The sequence below is a fragment of the Nocardioides sp. genome (assembly GCF_025964975.1).
Taxonomy (GTDB): Bacteria; Actinomycetota; Actinomycetes; order Propionibacteriales; family Nocardioidaceae; genus Nocardioides.
In genome coordinates this window covers 1-17205 of record NZ_JAOPXV010000181.1, presented here as the reverse complement: position 1 = coordinate 17205, position 17205 = coordinate 1, and the positions used below count along the sequence as shown (strand labels likewise).

The following is a 17205-nucleotide window of genomic DNA, read 5'->3' as shown; positions in this document are numbered from 1 at the left end:
TCGCCACAAGCACGAAGGTCGCAAGGAGGCCGTTGCGCCGACCTTCCCCTCGGCGCCACCCGCCGGCCAGGGCCGCGATCCCGATCGCCACGCCCGTGCTGGCACTCAACGAACCGAGCACCAGGAGCACCGGCAGAGCTGCGGGGAACCGGGTCCCGACGTCCCAGCGGCGGGTGACGAGGAGCAGCCATGGCAGCACGGCGTAGCCGATCAGGACGGGCCAGTGGCCGATGACGAGCCGCTCGACCACGAAGGGGTTCCACACCATCAGCGAGGCGGCGAACAGCCGCACCCCGACGACGGAGCCGCGGCCGACGAGCGCCGCAGCACCCGCTCCGGCGGACACCAGCGAGCCCAGCAGCACGATCTTCTGCAGCAGCATCCCGGGGATGACCGTGTCGAGGACCGCTACGACGGCGTCCGAGGGGACGGCACGCGGCAGCGCCGTACCAACTCCCCACGCGTCGCGGGTCAGGGCGAGGTCAGGGACCCAGACCATGTCGTAGCTGAGCACGAAGCCGGGACCCAGCGCGCCGCCCAGCATCAGCACTGCCAGCACCAGGGACCACAGGGCCGGCGCCCACCTGTCCAGTCGTGCCACCTGGTCGTTCCCCTCCGCTGCCGACGAGAGCCCGCCGCGCGGGTTGTGCTGGTAGTGGACTGTAGTGGCGACCCGAACAACTAGGCTCACCCGCGTGCGGATGAGAGACACGCTGCTTCGCGTCGCCAACAGCAGCTCGGGCATCGCGGTGTCGATGGCGATGATGAACGTTTCGACGTACGCCTTCGTCATGGTTGCCTCCCGGCTCCTCGGCAAGGAGGGGTACGGCGCACTCGCAGCGTCCATCAACCTGCTGCTCGTCATCAGCGTCGGCGCCCTCGGGTTGCAGGCGACCGCCGCCAGACGGATCTCGGCGGAGCCTGAGCACGTAGGCCAGATCGAGGACTCCATCCTGCGCGTCACCTATCGGGCAGCCGCCGCGCTCGGTCTCATCCTGACTCTCCTCAGCCCGGTCATCCAGCGGGTGCTCAACCTCGAGCACCTCGGCACGGCGCTGGTCATCGCCGCCTGCGCGGTGCCGCTGACCCTCACGGGCGGGCTCGCCGGCATCCTCCAGGGCGAGCGTCGCTGGGCGGCACTCGGACTGCTCTACCTGATGACGGGCGTCCCCCGGCTGGTCATCGGCAGCCTGCTCATCGCCTGGCGCCCGACCGAGCTCTGGAGCCTGCTCGGTGTGGCCATCAGCTTCTGCGCACCGGTCGTGGTGGGCTTCTGGGCGCTCAGGAACCGCCGCCGCCCCCACGTGGCCCACCCCGCACACACGGGCATGGCCCTGTTGAAGGAGAGCATCCGCAATGGCCAGGCCCTCTTCGCCTTCTTCGCGCTGAGCAGCGTCGACATCATCGTGGCCCGCAACGTCATGCCCAACGACGAGTCGGGCCTCTACGCCGGCGGACTCATCCTCACCAAGGCCATGCTCTTCCTGCCCCAGTTCGTGGTGATCGTGGCCTTCCCGTCGATGGCGACCGGGAGCGAGCGGCGCAGGGCCCTCGTGGTCAGCCTCTCGCTGGTCGCGACCCTGGGTACCGTCGGGACCCTGGCAGCCTGGGCGCTGTCGGGGATCGCCATCCGCTTCGTGGGCGGCGACGACTTCGCCGCCGTGGAACCTCGGCTGTGGGTCTTCGCGATCCTCGGCACCCTGCTCTCGATGATCCAGCTCCTGGTGTATTCGGTGCTGGCGCGCCAGGGCAAGCGCTCGGTTTATGTCGTCTGGCTGGCCCTGGTCGCACTCGTCGGCCTGGGTCTGACAGCCGACTCGGTGCTCAGCCTGGTGACGATCGTGGTCCTGGTCGACGTCGCACTGTTGGTCGTGCTGCTGGCGATCAGCGCGTGGTTCCTGCGGGAGGGAGCCAGCGCCACCGAGGAGACAGTCCCGGCCGGCGTACCTCAGTGAGCCGCGTCGTGCCAGCTCCGGCCGGTGCCGATGGACACGTCGAGGGGGACGGTGAGGTCGGCCGCACTGCCCATGTGATTGCGGACGAGCTCGGCGAGAGCCTCGCTCTCCCCTGGTGCCACCTCGAGGACGAGCTCGTCATGGACCTGCAGCAGCATCCGTGACGACAGGCCCTGCTCGATGATGGCGGACTCCACGCCCAGCATCGCCACCTTGATCAGGTCTGCCGCGGAGCCCTGGATGGGCGCGTTGAGCGCCATCCGCTCGGCCGTCTCGCGTCGCATCCGGTTGTCGCTCGTCAGGTCGGGCAGGTAACGGCGACGACCCATGATCGTCTCGGTGAAGCCCGAGCGCCGCGCCTCGTCGACGATGCCGGCGAGGTAGTCGCGGATGCCGCCGAACGTCTCGAAGTACTCGTCCATCAGTCCTCGGGCCTCCGACGGCTCGATGCGGAGTTGCTGGGAGAGTCCGAAGGCCGACAGGCCATAGGCCAGCCCGTAGTTCATCGCCTTGATCTTGGCTCGCTGCTCCGGCGTCACCTCGTCGGCAGGCGTGTCGAAGACCCGGGCCGCCGTCATCGAGTGGAAGTCCTGTCCGGACCGGAAGGCCTCGATCAGCAGGGCGTCCTCGGACAGGTGGGCCATGATGCGCATCTCCACCTGGCTGTAGTCAGCCGTCATCAGCGACTCGTAGCCCTCACCCACGACGAATCCCTCCCGGATGCGCCGGCCGGCCTCGGTCCGGATGGGGATGTTCTGGAGGTTCGGATCGGTGCTGGAGAGCCGCCCGGTGGCCGCGATGATCTGGTTGTAGGTGGTGTGGATCCGCCCGTCCGAGCCGACCGTCTTCAGCAGCCCCTCGATCGTCTGGCGCAGCCTGATCACGTCGCGATGACGTAGGAGGTGCTGGAGGAACGGGTGCTCGGTCTTCTCGTACAGCGACTGCAGCGCGTCCGCGTCGGTGGTGTAGCCGGTCTTGGTCCGCTTGGTCTTGGGCATGTCGAGCTCGTCGAACAGCACGACCTGCAGCTGCTTCGGGGACCCGAGGTTGATCTCCTTGCCGATCACGTCGTAGGCGTCCGCGGCGGCGGCCTTGACCTGGTCACCGAACTCGGACTCCAGCGCCTCGAGGTGGTCGACGTCGATCGCGATCCCGGTCTGCTCCATGCGCACCAGGGTCCCGATCAGCGGCAGCTCGACATCGGCCAGCAGAGCCGTGCCGCCGTGCTCCTCGACGGCGTCGTCGAGAGCGTTGGCCAGGTCGAGGATCGCGCGCGCGGTCAGCATCGCGACGTCGCTCGCCCCGGTGTCACCCAGGGTGTCGAAGCTCAGCTGGTCGGCGTCCCCGGTGTCTTGGCGGAGCTCCCGCTTGAGGTAGCGCAGGGTCAGGTCGGCGAGGTCGTAGGAGCGCTGGTCCGGCTGGACGAGGTAGGCCGCCAGGGCGGTGTCCACCGCCAGTCCGCACAGCTCCCACCCGTGCGCGGCCAGCGCCAGGGCCGGGCCCTTTGCGTCGTGCAACACCTTCGGCTGGGCGGTGTCGGCGAGCCAGCCAGCCAGGGCAGCGTCGTCCTCCGGCGAGATCTCGGTGACGTCAATCCAGGCCGCGGCAGCCGGCCCGGAGGCAAGCGCCACCGACACGACCTCTCCGGTCCCGGCCCGCCACGATCCTTGTACGGCGACGGCCACCCGCTCACCCTGACCGGCGTGCGCCGTCAGCCACGCCCCGATCGTGCCGCTCTCCAGCCGCTCACCGTCGAGCTCGAAGCCCGACTCGGCGATCCCGTCGTCGGCGGCTGGATCGATGGTGTCCATCAGGCGAGTGCGCAGCTCGCCGCGGAACTCCAGCTCGTCGAGGAGCTCGAGCGCCGTCGTGCGGTCCCAGGGTTGACGAACGGTCTCGCCGGGGCGCAGTGGCAGTGTGAGGTCGCAGATCAGGGCGTTGAGGTGGCGGGTGCGGATCACGTCGCCGAGGTGTGCGCGAAGCGCCTCCCCCTTCTTGCCGGGGATCTCGTCGGCTCGCGCGATCACGTTGTCGAGCCCGTCGAACTGGTTGATCCACTTGGCTGCATAGCCCTGCCCGACACCGGGCACGCCCGGCAGGTTGTCGGAGGTCTCGCCCACGATCGCGGCCAGCTCAGGATAGCGGTGGGGCGGGACGCCGTACTTGTCCTCGACATAGGCCGGCGTGAGCCGAGCCAGGTCACTGACGCCGCGCATCGGGTAGAGCACCGTCGAGGACTCGGTCACGAGCTGGATCGAGTCGCGGTCGCCGGTGAGGATCAGCACCTCCATCCCCTCCGCCATGGCCTGCGTGGCGAGGGTGGCGATGATGTCGTCGGCCTCGTAGCCGTCGAGCTCGAGGTGCTGGATGCGCAACGAATCGAGGACGCGCTGGATCAGCGGGAGCTGGCTGCTGAACTCCCCCGGGGTCTTGTTGCGCTTGGCCTTGTATTCCGGGTATTCCTCCAGCCGGAAGGTCTGTCGGGACTTGTCGAAGGCCACGGCCACATGGGTCGGCACCTCGTCGCGCAGCACGTTGACCAGCATCGAGGTGAAGCCGTAGACCGCGTTGGTGTGTTGTCCGGTGGCTGTCGAGAAGTTCTCCACCGGCAGGGCGAAGAAGGCGCGGTAGGCCAGGGAGTGCCCGTCGAGCAGGAGCAGGCGGGCGGTCGGTGAGGTGGCGGCGGCACTCGTCTCGGACACAGCGCGACTCTAACCGTTTGGACCGACGCCACCGACCGGTCGGGTGTCGGTCAGAATGCATCCATGAGTGAGCCCAGACTGCCTGCCATCGACATCAGCATCGACGAATTCGTGGCGAGCATGCCGCACGGCATGGGCGGCCTGAACGAGAAGTTGGGAGTCGTCATCACCGAGATCTCCCCGGAGCGGATCGTCGCGACGATGCCGGTCGCTGGCAACACGCAGCCCTACGGCTTGCTCCACGGTGGTGCGTCCGTCGCGCTGGCGGAGACCTTGGGCTCCATCGGATCGGCGATCCACGCCTTCCCGGACAAGATCGCGGTCGGCGTCGACATCAATGCCACCCATCACCGGTCCGTGACCGCGGGCACCGTCACGGGCACCGCAACCCCGATCCACCTCGGACGGAGCATGGCGGCCTTCGAGATCGTCATCACCGACGAGGACGGCAGGCGACTGTGCACCTCACGCATCACGTGCGCGCTCCTGGACAGTCCTGCCAAGCCCTGAAGGGCTCGGCGGCCCGCTAGTTGTGCGCGTGCTCCCGGCCCACCCGACGGGCGGCCAGGACCTTGTCGATCTGGCGCGAGCCGCGTCGTCCGGTCGCTGAGCGTCGGGCCGACAGCTTGGCGCGCACCGCCGACGTCGTCGCCGCGCGCAGGGTCGCCTGGGGTGTCAGGGCCAGCCTGGCCATGAAGCGGTTGGCGTCGCGCGAGCTGGCCATCGCGGCTGTCGCAACGGTGCCGACACCCTGGTTCTCGGCGAACCGAGCAGCAGCGTCGATGAGCGCCGTTCCGACCCCGCGCCGACGGAAGACCGGGAGGACATGGGGCGACACGGCCATCACCGTGGGCTCGAGGTTGAGCGGGGACAGGGTCGTCGCCATGAGGAGCACCGCGCCCGCGACCTCGCCGTCGCACTCGGCGACCGCGATGCAGCGGTCGTCGCGGGACTCGCACTCGGCGATGACCCGGCGCACGTCGGCGACCTGCTCCTCGGACGTGCCGCGGCGCAGGATGTCAGTCCACAGCTCGCGCAACACAGACGCGTCAGCGACGTCGGCTGGTCGCACGTTGACCAATGTCCGGCTCATGCCTCAACTCCCCAGGATCTTGCCCCGTGAATGCATTCCCCGTACCGGGAGTTCTCCCGGCCCCGCTTCCGACCATATGCCCACGCGCTCGGCGACGTATCGCAAGGGTGTGTCTCAGGCAACGCCGAGGTAGGCCTCGCGCACCGAGGGGTCGTCGAGCAGCGCTGCGCCCGTGCCGGTCTTCACGATGCGGCCGGTCTCCAGGACGTAGGCCCGGTCAGCGCGGGACAGAGCCTGCTTGGCGTTCTGCTCGACCACCAGGATCGTCGTACCCTGCTCGGCGATCTCGCTGATGATGGAGAAGATCTGCTGGATCAGCATCGGCGCGAGGCCCATGGACGGTTCGTCGAGGAGCAACAACTTGGGCCGCGACATGAGCGAGCGACCGATCGCGAGCATCTGCTGCTCGCCCCCTGACATCGTGCCGCCGACCTGCTTGCGGCGCTCCTTCAGACGCGGGAAGAGCCCGAAGACGCGGTCGAAGTCCTCAGCGATGTTGGCCTTGTCCTTGCGGGTGTAGGCCCCCATGTCGAGGTTCTCGGTCACCGTCATGCCCGGGAAGACACCTCGGCCCTCAGGCGTCAGGCACAGTCCCTTGCGCATGCGCTGGTCGGCGCGGAGCTTGGAGACATCTTCACCGTTGAAGGTGATGCGGCCCGAGGAGAGTCCACGGACGCCGGAGATGGCCCGCATGGTCGAGGTCTTGCCAGCGCCGTTGGCGCCGATCAGGGCAACGACCTCACCCTCGGCGACTTCGAGGCTGATCCCGTGGAGCGCCTCGATCTTTCCGTAGTTGAGGACGACATCCTCAAGCTTGAGCAGCATCGTCCGGCTCTCCTAGGTAGGCAGCAATGACCTTGGGGTTGCGGGCGACCTCTTCGGGCAGCCCTTCAGCGATCTTCTGTCCGAACTCGAGCACGACGAGCCGGTCGGTGACGCCCATGACCAGCTTCATGTCGTGCTCGATCAGCAGGACGGTCTGGCCCTTGTCCCGGATCTTCCGGATGAGGTTCATCAAATCGGCCTTCTCGGCCGGGTTGAAGCCGGCGGCCGGCTCGTCCAGGCAGAGCAGCTTGGGCTCGGTGGCGAGGGCACGAGCGATCTCGAGCCGCCGCTGGTAGCCGTAGGGGAGGTTGCGCGCCAGCTCGTGTGCCCGGTCGGCGATGCCGACGAAGCGCAGCATCTCCATGGACTTCTGGCGCCCGGCCCGCTCCTCCAGCGTGTGCCGACTGATCCCGAAGACCTTGGCCAGACTGCGCTTCAGGGGGTTGTCGGGGAGCTCGTGCTCCTTCGCCTTGACCCGGTAGAGCCGGAACAAGGTGCCCATGACGCTGGTCTTGTGGCGCGCGTCGGCGCCCACCATCACGTTCTCCATCGCCGTCATCTCCGGAAAGAGACGGATGTTCTGGAACGTGCGGGCGATGCCCATCGCGTTGATCCGGTGCGGCTTCACGCCGCTGACGCGGTCGCCGTCGAAGCGGATCTCCCCCGAGGTCGGGGTGTAGACGCCGGTCATGACGTTGAAGCACGTCGTCTTGCCGGCGCCGTTGGGTCCGATCAGCCCCAGGATCTCTCCCCGGCGGATCTCGAAAGCAACTTCGTTGAGCGCCACGACACCACCGAAGCGGAGGGTGACGTCGTCGACGACCAGCAGGGCGTCGCCGGAGCTACCCGCCACGTGTGCGCCGGATTCCAGGGTCTGCTCAGACATCGGCAGCCGCCTCCTCTGCTTCGTGCTTGCGGTCTTCGAACTCTTTGGCGCGTCGTCGGCTCGGGACCAGGCCCTGCGGCCGGAGCACCATCACCAGCACCATCGCCACACCGAACGCGAAGGGCCGCCAGTCCTGGAACTCGCGGAACCGCTCGGGCAGGTAGGTGATCAGGAAGGCGCCGAGCATGACGCCCACCATGTTGCCCGACCCGCCGATGACGACCATCGCCACGAACAGGAAGGACAAGTTGAGCGCGAAGCCGGTGGGCTCGACGTAGGCCTGCTTGCTGGCGAAGAGCAGCCCGGCGATGGCGCCGAGCGCGGCGCCGATGGCGAAGGCCCAGAGCTTGAACTTGAAGGCGTTGACGCCCATCACTGCGGCGGCGTCCTCGTCCTCGCGGATGGCCAGCCATCCCCGCCCGACCCGGCTGTCCTCGAGGCGCCGGGTCATGAACATGAGCAGGATGAGAACGGCCAACGCCAGCCAGTACCAGTGCGCCGACTCGATGCTCGAGAAGTAGTTCTCGCTCGGCTCGGGCGGACGAGGGACGCCGATGATGCCTGCCGGACCGTTGGTCACGGCGTCGACGTTGCGCGAGAGGATCCGGATGATCTCACCGAAGCCCATGGTGACGATGGCGAGATAATCGCCACGCAGGCGCAGCGTCGGCGCACCCAGCATCACCCCGGAGATCAGCGCGATCGCGAGGGCGATCGGGATGCAGAGGGCGAACGGGACCGCCCAGCCCTCGGAGAGACCGAATTTCTCCGCAATCAGCTTGGTCACGGGCGACGATGGGGAACCGAAGATGGCCACCGAGTAGGCCCCCAACGCGTAGAAGCCGATGTAGCCCAGGTCCAGCAGTCCGGCCAGTCCGATCACGACGTTGAGGCCGATCGCCACGATCATGTAGATCACGACCACGAACAGCACCCCGCCCCAGTCCGAGCCGCCCGAGCTGAGGTCGGTACGGACGTAGGCGAACGGCAGGATGGTGAGGAAGGGCAGGTAGAAGGCGAAGGACACCAGCGCCAGGACGATCGGCACCTTGGCCCAGAGCGGCAGCGCGGCGAACCTGTCCGCGATGCCCAGGGCCGGGAGGCCCATGAAGCCGGACTTGCGGTCCCCCGCAACCTCCGGCCCTTCGGTCGTGTAGCTGTAGTCGCCACCCCTGTCACTCATGCGCGTGCCTTTCCGAGCGATTCACCCAACAGGCCGGTGGGCTTGAACATCAGCACCAGCACCAGGACGATGAACGCGGTCACGTCGGCCCAGCTGGAGTTGAAGACGGTAGAGGCGTAGACCTCCACGATACCGAGGAGAAGCCCTCCGACGAGGGCTCCGCGCAGGTTGCCGATCCCGCCGAGGACGGCCGCCGTGAAGGCCTTGATGCCGATGATGAAGCCGATGTCGAACTTCGTGAGGTCGAAGGCGATCGTGTAGAGCAGGGCTGCGACACCGGCCATGGCCCCACCGAGGACGAAGACCAGCATGATGACGCGGTCCTGGTTGACGCCCATGAGCGCAGCGGTGTCAGCGTCCTGGGCGACGGCGCGGACCCCGCGTCCGAGGCGGCTCTTGTTCACGAACTGGTCGAGCGCGACCATCATCAAGATGGCGCCGACGACGATGAAGACCTGGACGTTGGTGATCCGCACGCCACCGACGTCCAGCAGCACGACCGTCTGGATCGGGGAGGGCACGTTGACCGGCGCTCGGCCGAAGGGCGGACCGAAGAAGAACCGCAGCACGTGGCCGAAGATCTCGACGAGCACCAGGGAGCAGCCGATGGCGGTGATCAGGAAGATGAGAGGCGGTGCGTTCTTCTTGCGCAGCGGCTTGTAGGCGATCCGTTCCACGGCCAGCGCCACGGAGGCCGAGGCGACGACGGCTGCGACGAGCGCAGCCAGCGTGGCGAAGATGACCATGCCCATGCCTGACGTGTCGTCGGCGCCGAGCACGGTGTAGACGCCGAGGACGGTCCACGTCCCGACCATGAACACCTCGGAGTGCGCGAAGTTGATGAGTCGCAGCACGCCGTAGACCATCGTGTAGCCGAGGGCGACCAAGGCGTAGACGGAGCCCTTGGTGAGACCGTCGAGGGTGTGGCCCCCTAGATCGCCGAACAAAGCGTTGAAATCCATGAACCTCTCCGAACACCTGGGGGACCTCCCGGGGGTGGCCACCGGGAAACGTCAGTCACGAGGGCGGCCGGGCTTGCGCCCGACCGCCCCGTGACTAGATGAAACGTGTCAGCCGAGCGAGATCTCCTGGTCGGGAACGAGCTCCCCGTCCACGACCTTGTAGGCCCAGATCACGACGTTCTCGACGGCAACGTCACCGTTCTCGTCGAAAGCGATCTGCTTGGTCTTGCCCTCGGCGTCGTAGTTGTCGACGAACTCCTCCATGGCCTCACGGGTGAGCGCACCGTCCGCGATTCCGTCGAGGAAGATCTGCATCGCGTCGAAGCCCTCGGCGGCGTACGCGCCGGGAGCCTCGCCGGTCTCGGCCTCGAAGTCCTCAGCGAAGGTGCCGCCCTCGATCGGGACACAGGGGCAGGTGATGATGGCGCCCTCGCCGGCCTTGCCGGTCGCCTCGCCGAAGCCGGCGCCGTACAGGCCGTCGCCACCGATGAAGGGGATCTGGATGTCAGCGTCACGCATCTGCTTGAGCAGCGGCGAGGCCTCGGCGATGTAGCCGCCGTAGAACACCGCGTCAGGCTGAGCCGACTCGATCTTGGAGATCGTGGGCGAGAAGTCCGTCTGCGCGACCTGCGTCTTGTCGCTGGCGACGACGAGGTCACCCAGCTCCGAGGAGACCATGGCAGCCAGCGGCTCACCGTAGGCGTCGGAGTTGTCGATCACGAAGACCTTCTTGGCGCCGATGACGTCGCTGAGGTACTTGGCAATCGCCTGACCCTGGATGTCGTCGTAGCCGACGACGCGGTGGAAGACCGGTGACGGGTCCTCCTGCGTCAGGTCGGTGGCGGTGGCGGACTGGCTGATCATGGTCAGGCCGGCATCGCCGAAGATGGACTTGGTGGCGCGGGTCTCACCGGAGAACGCGCCGCCCATGACGCCCAGGAACGTGTCGTCCGTGGCCATCTTGGTCGCGACCGGAGTCGCCTTGGCGGGGTCGCCCTCGGTGTCGAACTCGACGATCTCGATGTTGCAGTCCGAGTTCTCCTCGCTCCACTGCTTCAGCGCGAGCTTCGCGCCATCCACAGAGGGCAGCACGATGCTGGAGTTGGCGCCCGAGAGGGCACCCATGATCCCGATCTTGCCTTCACAGTCGCTAGCGGCGGCCGTGTTGTCTTCTGTGGAGCCACAGGCCGTAGCCGTGACGGTCAGGGCCAGCGCGATTGCACCAAGCCCAGCTCGAGTGTTGAGCCTCAAGGCCTTCTACCTCTCGTCAGGTCCTCGGCTCGACTACCGAAGACGCAGAGTTCTCAAAAGTTCGCGGCCAGGTCCCGAGTCGGCCACGCCCCTTCGGAGCGGAAACGTACACCTCTCGGGGCGCCTCCGTCAGCAGCATCGGCGACAGTCGCAGAAACATGGTCAATCCGTTATCTAGTGATCCACGTCTCACGACCCGGATGCGCCTCCTGGGCCGTGCTCGACGACTCCCTCCGCGACCTGTCGCATCGAGAGGCGGAGATCCATCGCAGTCTTCTGGATCCAGCGGAATGCGTCGGCCTCGCTCAGACCCAGCTGCTGCTGGAGCACGCTCTTGGCCCGGTCGACCGCCTTGCGTGTCGCCAGGGACTCGTGGAGGTCGGCCACCTCCTGCTCGAGGATGGTGACCTCTGCGAACCGGCTGAGCGCCATCTCGATGGCCGGCACGAGGTCGGAGCGGGTGAACGGCTTGACGAGGTAGGCCATCGCCCCCGCGTCCCTCGCCCGCTCGACGAGCTCGCGCTGGGAGAAGGCAGTGAGGATGACGACTGGCGCGATCCGCTCCCCGGCGATCTGCTCGGCCGCCGCGATGCCGTCCAGGACAGGCATCTTCACGTCCAGGATCACCAGGTCGGGGCGCTGCTCGCGGGCGAGGTCGACGGCCTTCTGACCGTCACCTGCCTGACCGACGACGTCGTAGCCCTCCTCCTCCAGCATCTCCGCGAGATCCATCCGGATCAAGGCCTCGTCCTCGGCGATGACGACGCGACGGGGGGCGGGCGGGGCGGCAGGCTCGGTCACGGCGACAAGGCTAGTCGGGTACGGTTTCCTCGCTCCCCAGCCGGGTTGGCGGAATGGCAGACGCGATGGTCTCAAACACCATTGTCCGAGAGGGCGTGTGGGTTCGAATCCCACACCCGGCACCACGGCGTCGGTTGCGCCCGCAAACATCGGCCCATGCCTCACGTCCGGCCGCAAGCAGTCGTCGCCAGCGCCCTGGCGGCCTCGCGATCCGGCATGTCCGACGCTGACAACGGGCGTCTGCATGGGGTAGCTGTCACGACCATTCGCCGGTGGCGAAGTACGAACAGCTCGACGCCGGCATTCTGGACCTGATGCGCGCCGTGAAGCCTGGGTCTCGCCCGCACACCCGGCGCGTTCCCGGCGTCGTCATCTCGACCGTCTCTTGGAAGCACTGGCCCTGCCTGTTCCCCCAGCACGGCGCCGGTCGCAAGCATCAGCGCGCGATCGCGCTCGAGGAGTGGCAGCGCGCCGTCGTGACAGCCTTCCCCGCCGACTTCCTGCGTGGGCTCTTCCACTCCGACGGCGCCCGGGTCAACACCTGGGCGACCCGGCTGGTTGCGGGTGAGAGGAAGCGCTACGACTAGCCGCGGTGGCGGTTCAGCAAACGCTCCGGCGACATCGGCGACCTCTGTTGCTGGGCGCTCGACCTCGTCGACATCGCGTGGCGCCGGTCGGGACCGTGGACCATCTCGGTCTCGAGACGTGCCGATGTGGGCCGGCTGGACGACCTGATCGGACCGAAGTCCTGACTCAGCGCGTACGCCGATACGCCGGCGCGGCGCCGTTGATCGCGTCGCCCATCCGGTGGATCCGCAGGGCGTTGGTCGACCCCGGGATGCCGGGCGGGCTGCCGGCGATGATGACCACGAGGTCACCCTCCTTGACCCGGCCGATGTGGATGAGCGCCTCGTCCACCTGCCGCACCATCTCGTCGGTGTGCTCGACCTCGGCACCCTGGAACGTCTCCACGCCCCAGGTGAGGGCCAGCTGTGAGCGGGTGCGCGACTCCGGGGTGAAGGCGAGGATCGGGATGGGTCCGCGGTAGCGCGAGAGGCGCCGGGCCGAGTCGCCGCTGACCGTGAACGCAACCAGGAAGGCAGCTCCGACCGCCTCGGCGACCTCTGCCGCGGCCTTGGCGATGATGCCGCCGCGCGTGTGCGGCTGCCACGAGACGGCTGCCATGTGGCTGAGCCCGTGCTCCTCTGTCGAGGTGACGATCCTCGCCATGGTCTCCACCGCGATGATGGGGTACTCCCCCACGCTGGTCTCGCCGGACAGCATCACGGCATCGGCTCCGTCGAGCACGGCGTTGGCGACGTCACTGGCCTCGGCGCGGGTCGGCGCGGGTGCGGTGATCATCGACTCCAGCATCTGGGTCGCGACGATCACCGGCTTGGCGTTGCGGCGCGCCTTGTCGATGATCCGCTTCTGGTGGATCGGCACGTCCTCGAGCGGGCACTCGACGCCGAGGTCGCCGCGCGCGACCATGATCCCGTCGAAGGCGTCGACGATCTCGTCGATGTTGTCGATCGCCTGCGGCTTCTCGATCTTGGCGGTGATCGGGACGAAGATGCCCTCCTCGCGCATGATCGCGCGCACGTCCTCGGCGTCGGCCGCGCTGCGGACGAAGCTGAGCGCGATGAAGTCGACACCGAGGTTGAGCGCCCAGCGCAGGTCGTCGGTGTCCTTCTCGGACAACGCCGGAACCGACACCGCGACACCGGGCAGGTTGATCCCCTCGTTGTTGGAGACCTCACCGCCGACGACCACCTCGGTGACGACGTTCGTGTCGTCGACCGAGGTCACCTTCAACCGAACCTTGCCGTCGTTGATCAGCAGCGGGTCGCCTGCGTGCACGTCGCCGGGCAGTCCCTTGTAGGTCGTCCCGCACTGGTCGACCGAGCCGACGACGTCGCGCGTCGTGATGGTGAAGGTCGCGCCCTTCTCGAGCTTCACCGGGCCGTCCCCGAAGGTCTCGAGGCGGATCTTGGGTCCCTGGAGGTCGGCGAAGATGCCGACGCCATGACCTGACTCGTCACTGGCCTGGCGCACCAGGCGATAGAGCCGCTCGTGATCGGCGTACTGGCCGTGGCTCATGTTGAGGCGGGCCACGTCCATCCCGGCGTCCACGAGTTCGCGGATGCTCTCGGGGGTGGACACCGCAGGGCCGAGGGTGCAGACAATCTTCGCTCTACGCACGCGCTGACCCTACCGGTTAGAACGATCCAATGCGCGACCCGCTCGATGGTTTCCTCACACGTCAAGGGGGCGGGCCGGTGCCGACACGTCGCCGTACGCACCGCTCCATCCCCCAGGAGGTGCGTCAGCCACAATCCGTACGCCGACAACGTGGCTGTGGCACCGCCGGGTGCCCGAGCTGAGGGCGAGGCGCTCAGACGCCCAGCGGGCGTTCGTGCGGCTTGATCGGCACCGGCAGGGTCGAGGATCCCGTGAGGTAGGTGTCCACCGCGGCCGCTGCTGCCCGGCCCTCGGCGATCGCCCACACGATCAGCGACTGCCCGCGGCCGACGTCGCCGGCGACGAAGACGCCGGGCACGCTGGAGGCGTAGGACTCATCGCGGACGACGTTGCCGCGCGCGTCCAGGTCGACGCCGAGCTGGTCGACCAGACCCTCCTGCTCCGGGCCGGTGAAGCCCATCGCGAAGAGCACCAGCTGCGCCGGGATCTCCCGCTCGGTGCCCTCGATCGGCTGGAACTTGGCGTCGACCTCGACGATGCGCAGCGCGGAGACGTTGCCGGACTCGTCGCCGAGGAACTCCTGCGTCGAGACGGCGAAGACCCGGTCGCCCGCCTCCTCGTGGGCCGACGAGACACGGAAGGTCATCGGGTAGGTCGGCCAGGGCTGGCTCCCCGGACGCGTCTCCGGCGGCTGCGGCATGATCTCGAGCTGGGTGATCGTGCGGGCCCCCTGGCGGATCGAGGTGCCCAGGCAGTCAGCACCGGTGTCGCCGCCACCGATGATGACGACGTCCTTGTCGGTGGCGAGGATCTGGTCCGCGACCTCCTGGCCGAGGGAGGACCGGTTGGCCTGGGGCAGGAACTCCATCGCCTGGTGGATGCCTCCGAGCTCACGCCCGGGCGCCGGCAGGTCCCGTGCCTTGGTCGCGCCCATGGCGAGCACCACTGCGTCGTAGCGCTCGACCAGCTGCGGCCCGGTCAGCTCGGCACCCACGTCGACGCCGGCACGGAAGACCGTGCCTTCCCGCTTCATCTGGTCGAGGCGGCGGTCCAGGTGCTTCTTCTCCATCTTGAACTCAGGGATGCCGTAGCGCAGCAGTCCGCCGATCTTGTCGGCCCGCTCGTAGACGGCGACGGTGTGCCCGGCGCGCGTGAGCTGCTGAGCCGTCGCGAGACCCGCCGGACCCGAGCCGATGACGGCCACGGTCTTGCCGGAGAGCCACTCGGGCGGCTGAGGACGGACGTTGCCCGACTCCCACGCCCGGTCGATGATCGAGACCTCGACGTTCTTGATGGTGACCGGGTCCTGGTTGATGCCCAGCACGCAGGCTGTCTCGCACGGAGCCGGGCACAGGCGACCGGTGAACTCGGGGAAGTTGTTGGTCGCGTGCAGGCGCTCGATCGCGCCCTCCCAGTCGTCGCGCCAGACGAGGTCGTTCCACTCGGGGATGATGTTGCCCAGCGGGCAGCCCTGGTGGCAGAACGGGATCCCGCAGTCCATGCACCGGCTGGCCTGCGGCCCGATGATCGGCAGCAGCGCGCGACCGATGCCGTCGGGATAGACCTCGTTCCAGTCCTGGACGCGCTCCTCGACGACGCGGCGGGTGGCAACCTGCCGTCCGTGCTTGAGGAAACCCTTCGGGTCAGCCATGGAGCACCTCCGGTGTTTCAACGGTCGTGGACGTCGCACGCTCAGCCATGGAGGACCTCCATGATCCGGGCGTTCGCCTCGTCCTCGGTGAGGCCCTCGTCGAGAGCCTCCGCACGGGCTTCGAGCACCCGCTTGTAGTCCCGCGGCAGCACCTCGGTGAAGCGCTCCAGCGCGGAGTCCCAGTCGGCCAGCAGGGTGGCGGCGACGGTCGAGCCGGTCTCCTCGCCGTGCTGGACGACCAACGCCCTGAGCGTCTCGGCCGCGTCGCCGGTGACGGGCCCGAGGCCCACGAGCTCCGCGTTGACCCGACCCTCGTCTAGATCGAGCACGAACGCGTGGCCACCGGACATGCCGGCGGCGAAGTTGCGTCCGGTCGGGCCGAGCACGACCACCACTCCACCGGTCATGTATTCGCAGCCGTGGTCGCCGACTCCCTCGACGACCGCGGTGGCCCCGGAGTTGCGCACGCAGAAGCGCTCGCCGGCGGTGCCGCGGAGGAAGATCTGGCCCGACGTTGCGCCGTACGCGATCGTGTTGCCCGCGATCACCTGCAGGCTGGCGTCGAACAGGGCACCTCGATCGGGGCGTACGACGATGTGTCCGCCGGACAGGCCCTTGCCGACGTAGTCATTGGCGTCACCTTCGAGCCGCAACGTGATCCCTCGGGGAAGGAACGCTCCGAACGACTGCCCGGCAGACCCGGTGAGGGTGATGTCGATCGTGCCGTCGGGGAGTCCGGCACCCCGGTGGCGCTTGGTCACCTCGTGGCCCAGCATGGTGCCGACCGTGCGGTTGACGTTGCGGATCGCGATCTGGGCACGCACCGGCTCACCCCGCTCGAGCGCGGGCGCGGCGAGCCGGATCAGCTCGTTGTCGAGCGCCTTCTCGAGGGCGTGGTCCTGGGTCCTGGTGTTGCGCAGGTCCTGGTCGGCGAACTGACCGAACTGACCGTGCATCGACGCCTGGTGCAGGATCGGCCTGAGGTCCAGCCCCGCTGCCTTCCAGTGGCCGACGGCCTGCTCGACGTCGAGTGAACCGACCTGGCCGACGGCCTCGTCGAGGGTGCGGAACCCGAGCTGGGCGAGGATCTCCCTCACTTCTTCGGCGATGTAGGTGAAGAAGTTGACGACGTGCTCGGCCTGCCCGCTGTAGCGCTGGCGCAACACCGGGTTCTGGGTGGCGACGCCGACCGGGCAGGTGTCGAGGTGGCAGACGCGCATCATGATGCAGCCCGAGACGACGAGCGGTGCGGTGGCGAAGCCGTACTCCTCCGCGCCGAGAAGTGCGGCGATCACGACGTCGCGCCCGGTCTTGAGCTGGCCATCGGCCTGCACGACGATCCGGTCACGAAGGCCGTTGAGCAGCAGCGTCTGCTGCGTCTCCGCCAAACCGAGCTCCCACGGTCCACCCGCGTGCTTGAGCGAGGTAAGCGGCGAGGCCCCGGTCCCGCCGTCGTGACCGGAGATGAGCACGACGTCTGCGTGCGCCTTCGAGACGCCGGCAGCGACCGTGCCCACACCGACCTCCGAGACGAGCTTGACGTGCACACGCGCGCTCGGGTTGGCGTTCTTGAGGTCGTGGATCAGCTGCGCGAGATCCTCGATGGAGTAGATGTCGTGGTGAGGGGGCGGGCTGATGAGCCCCACGCCCGGCGTCGAGTGCCGGGTCTTCGCCACCCACGGGTACACCTTGTT

General features: G+C 68.1%; 14 protein-coding genes, 1 tRNA gene and 1 pseudogene. 4 read left to right on the top strand and 12 right to left on the bottom strand.

What is annotated here, in order from left to right:
• Positions 1 to 793: pseudogene (locus JWN68_RS14000) on the bottom strand (hypothetical protein); the annotation flags it as partial.
• On the opposite strand from JWN68_RS14000, the gene JWN68_RS13995 reads away from it, so the two are divergent.
• On the top strand, positions 765 to 1955 hold the full coding sequence (locus JWN68_RS13995) for a polysaccharide biosynthesis protein (RefSeq protein WP_297739942.1): 1191 nt from the start codon (positions 765 to 767) through the stop codon (positions 1953 to 1955). The pseudogene JWN68_RS14000 and the gene JWN68_RS13995 sit on opposite strands and share 29 nt — an antisense overlap.
• On the opposite strand, the gene polA is transcribed toward JWN68_RS13995, so the two are convergent.
• A complete protein-coding gene (gene polA / locus JWN68_RS13990) occupies positions 1949 to 4657 on the bottom strand; it encodes a DNA polymerase I (RefSeq protein ID WP_297739939.1) in 2709 nt (902 codons plus the stop codon). The two genes, JWN68_RS13995 and polA, sit on opposite strands and share 7 nt — an antisense overlap.
• 63 nt (positions 4658 to 4720) lie before the next feature.
• Here polA and JWN68_RS13985 point away from each other — a divergent pair, with 63 nt between their 5' ends.
• Complete coding sequence (locus JWN68_RS13985) at positions 4721 to 5167, top strand: hotdog fold thioesterase (protein ID WP_297739937.1); 447 nt, start codon at positions 4721 to 4723, stop codon at positions 5165 to 5167.
• A gap of 16 nt (positions 5168 to 5183) precedes the next feature.
• Here the strand turns inward: JWN68_RS13985 and JWN68_RS13980 are convergent, their stop codons facing one another.
• The 7 genes from JWN68_RS13980 to JWN68_RS13950 form a co-directional block, all read right to left on the bottom strand.
• Positions 5184 to 5750 (bottom strand): GNAT family N-acetyltransferase, encoded by a 567-nt coding sequence (locus JWN68_RS13980; RefSeq protein WP_297739936.1) that lies wholly within the window; start codon positions 5748 to 5750, stop codon positions 5184 to 5186.
• 114 nt (positions 5751 to 5864) lie between these two features.
• The gene (locus JWN68_RS13975) at positions 5865 to 6572 is read right to left on the bottom strand and encodes an ABC transporter ATP-binding protein (protein ID WP_366519809.1); all 708 of its coding nucleotides are present in this window, start codon (positions 6570 to 6572) and stop codon (positions 5865 to 5867) included.
• Positions 6559 to 7461 (bottom strand): ABC transporter ATP-binding protein, encoded by a 903-nt coding sequence (locus JWN68_RS13970; RefSeq protein WP_297739933.1) that lies wholly within the window; start codon positions 7459 to 7461, stop codon positions 6559 to 6561. Before JWN68_RS13970 ends, JWN68_RS13975 begins: the two co-directional genes overlap by 14 nt.
• Complete coding sequence (locus tag JWN68_RS13965; protein WP_297739930.1) at positions 7454 to 8644, bottom strand: branched-chain amino acid ABC transporter permease; 1191 nt, start codon at positions 8642 to 8644, stop codon at positions 7454 to 7456. Before JWN68_RS13965 ends, JWN68_RS13970 begins: the two co-directional genes overlap by 8 nt.
• On the bottom strand, positions 8641 to 9606 hold the full coding sequence (locus JWN68_RS13960; protein WP_297739928.1) for a branched-chain amino acid ABC transporter permease: 966 nt from the start codon (positions 9604 to 9606) through the stop codon (positions 8641 to 8643). Before JWN68_RS13960 ends, JWN68_RS13965 begins: the two co-directional genes overlap by 4 nt.
• Before the next feature lie 108 nt (positions 9607 to 9714).
• Complete coding sequence (locus JWN68_RS13955) at positions 9715 to 10731, bottom strand: branched-chain amino acid ABC transporter substrate-binding protein (RefSeq protein WP_297739926.1); 1017 nt, start codon at positions 10729 to 10731, stop codon at positions 9715 to 9717.
• Between the two features lie 315 nt (positions 10732 to 11046).
• Positions 11047 to 11658, bottom strand: a complete 612-nt coding sequence (locus JWN68_RS13950) for a response regulator (RefSeq protein WP_297739924.1) — start codon at positions 11656 to 11658, stop codon at positions 11047 to 11049.
• Positions 11659 to 11697: 39 nt separating this feature from the next.
• Between JWN68_RS13950 and JWN68_RS13945 the strand changes: the two genes are divergently transcribed.
• Both JWN68_RS13945 and JWN68_RS13940 read left to right on the top strand, forming a co-directional pair.
• Positions 11698 to 11783, top strand: a tRNA-Leu gene (locus JWN68_RS13945).
• 147 nt (positions 11784 to 11930) lie between these two features.
• The gene (locus JWN68_RS13940) at positions 11931 to 12245 is read left to right on the top strand and encodes a hypothetical protein (RefSeq protein ID WP_297739922.1); all 315 of its coding nucleotides are present in this window, start codon (positions 11931 to 11933) and stop codon (positions 12243 to 12245) included.
• Between the two features lie 166 nt (positions 12246 to 12411).
• On the opposite strand, the gene pyk is transcribed toward JWN68_RS13940, so the two are convergent.
• The 3 genes from pyk to JWN68_RS13925 all read right to left on the bottom strand — a co-directional run.
• The gene (gene pyk / locus JWN68_RS13935; protein ID WP_297739920.1) at positions 12412 to 13860 is read right to left on the bottom strand and encodes a pyruvate kinase; all 1449 of its coding nucleotides are present in this window, start codon (positions 13858 to 13860) and stop codon (positions 12412 to 12414) included.
• A 193-nt stretch (positions 13861 to 14053) separates the two neighbouring features.
• Complete coding sequence (locus JWN68_RS13930) at positions 14054 to 15511, bottom strand: glutamate synthase subunit beta (RefSeq protein ID WP_297739918.1); 1458 nt, start codon at positions 15509 to 15511, stop codon at positions 14054 to 14056.
• A 41-nt stretch (positions 15512 to 15552) separates the two neighbouring features.
• Positions 15553 to 17205: glutamate synthase-related protein (locus JWN68_RS13925; RefSeq protein WP_297739916.1), on the bottom strand; the 1653-nt coding region annotated here is incomplete at its 5' end.

Bases quoted from the DNA above. Each gene is read 5' to 3' on its own strand.
- JWN68_RS13930 (WP_297739918.1), bottom strand. From the start codon at position 15,511: ATGGCTGACCCGAAGGGTTTCCTCAAGCACGGACGGCAGGTTGCCACC.
- JWN68_RS13960 (WP_297739928.1), bottom strand. From the start codon at position 9,606: ATGGATTTCAACGCTTTGTTCGGCGATCTAGGGGGCCACACCCTCGAC.
- JWN68_RS13970 (WP_297739933.1), bottom strand. From the start codon at position 7,461: ATGTCTGAGCAGACCCTGGAATCCGGCGCACACGTGGCGGGTAGCTCC.
- JWN68_RS13965 (WP_297739930.1), bottom strand. From the start codon at position 8,644: ATGAGTGACAGGGGTGGCGACTACAGCTACACGACCGAAGGGCCGGAG.
- JWN68_RS13980 (WP_297739936.1), bottom strand. From the start codon at position 5,750: ATGAGCCGGACATTGGTCAACGTGCGACCAGCCGACGTCGCTGACGCG.
- JWN68_RS13955 (WP_297739926.1), bottom strand. From the start codon at position 10,731: ATGGGTGCCCTCTCGGGCGCCAACTCCAGCATCGTGCTGCCCTCTGTG.
- JWN68_RS13985 (WP_297739937.1), top strand. From the start codon at position 4,721: ATGAGTGAGCCCAGACTGCCTGCCATCGACATCAGCATCGACGAATTC.
- JWN68_RS13995 (WP_297739942.1), top strand. From the start codon at position 765: ATGAACGTTTCGACGTACGCCTTCGTCATGGTTGCCTCCCGGCTCCTC.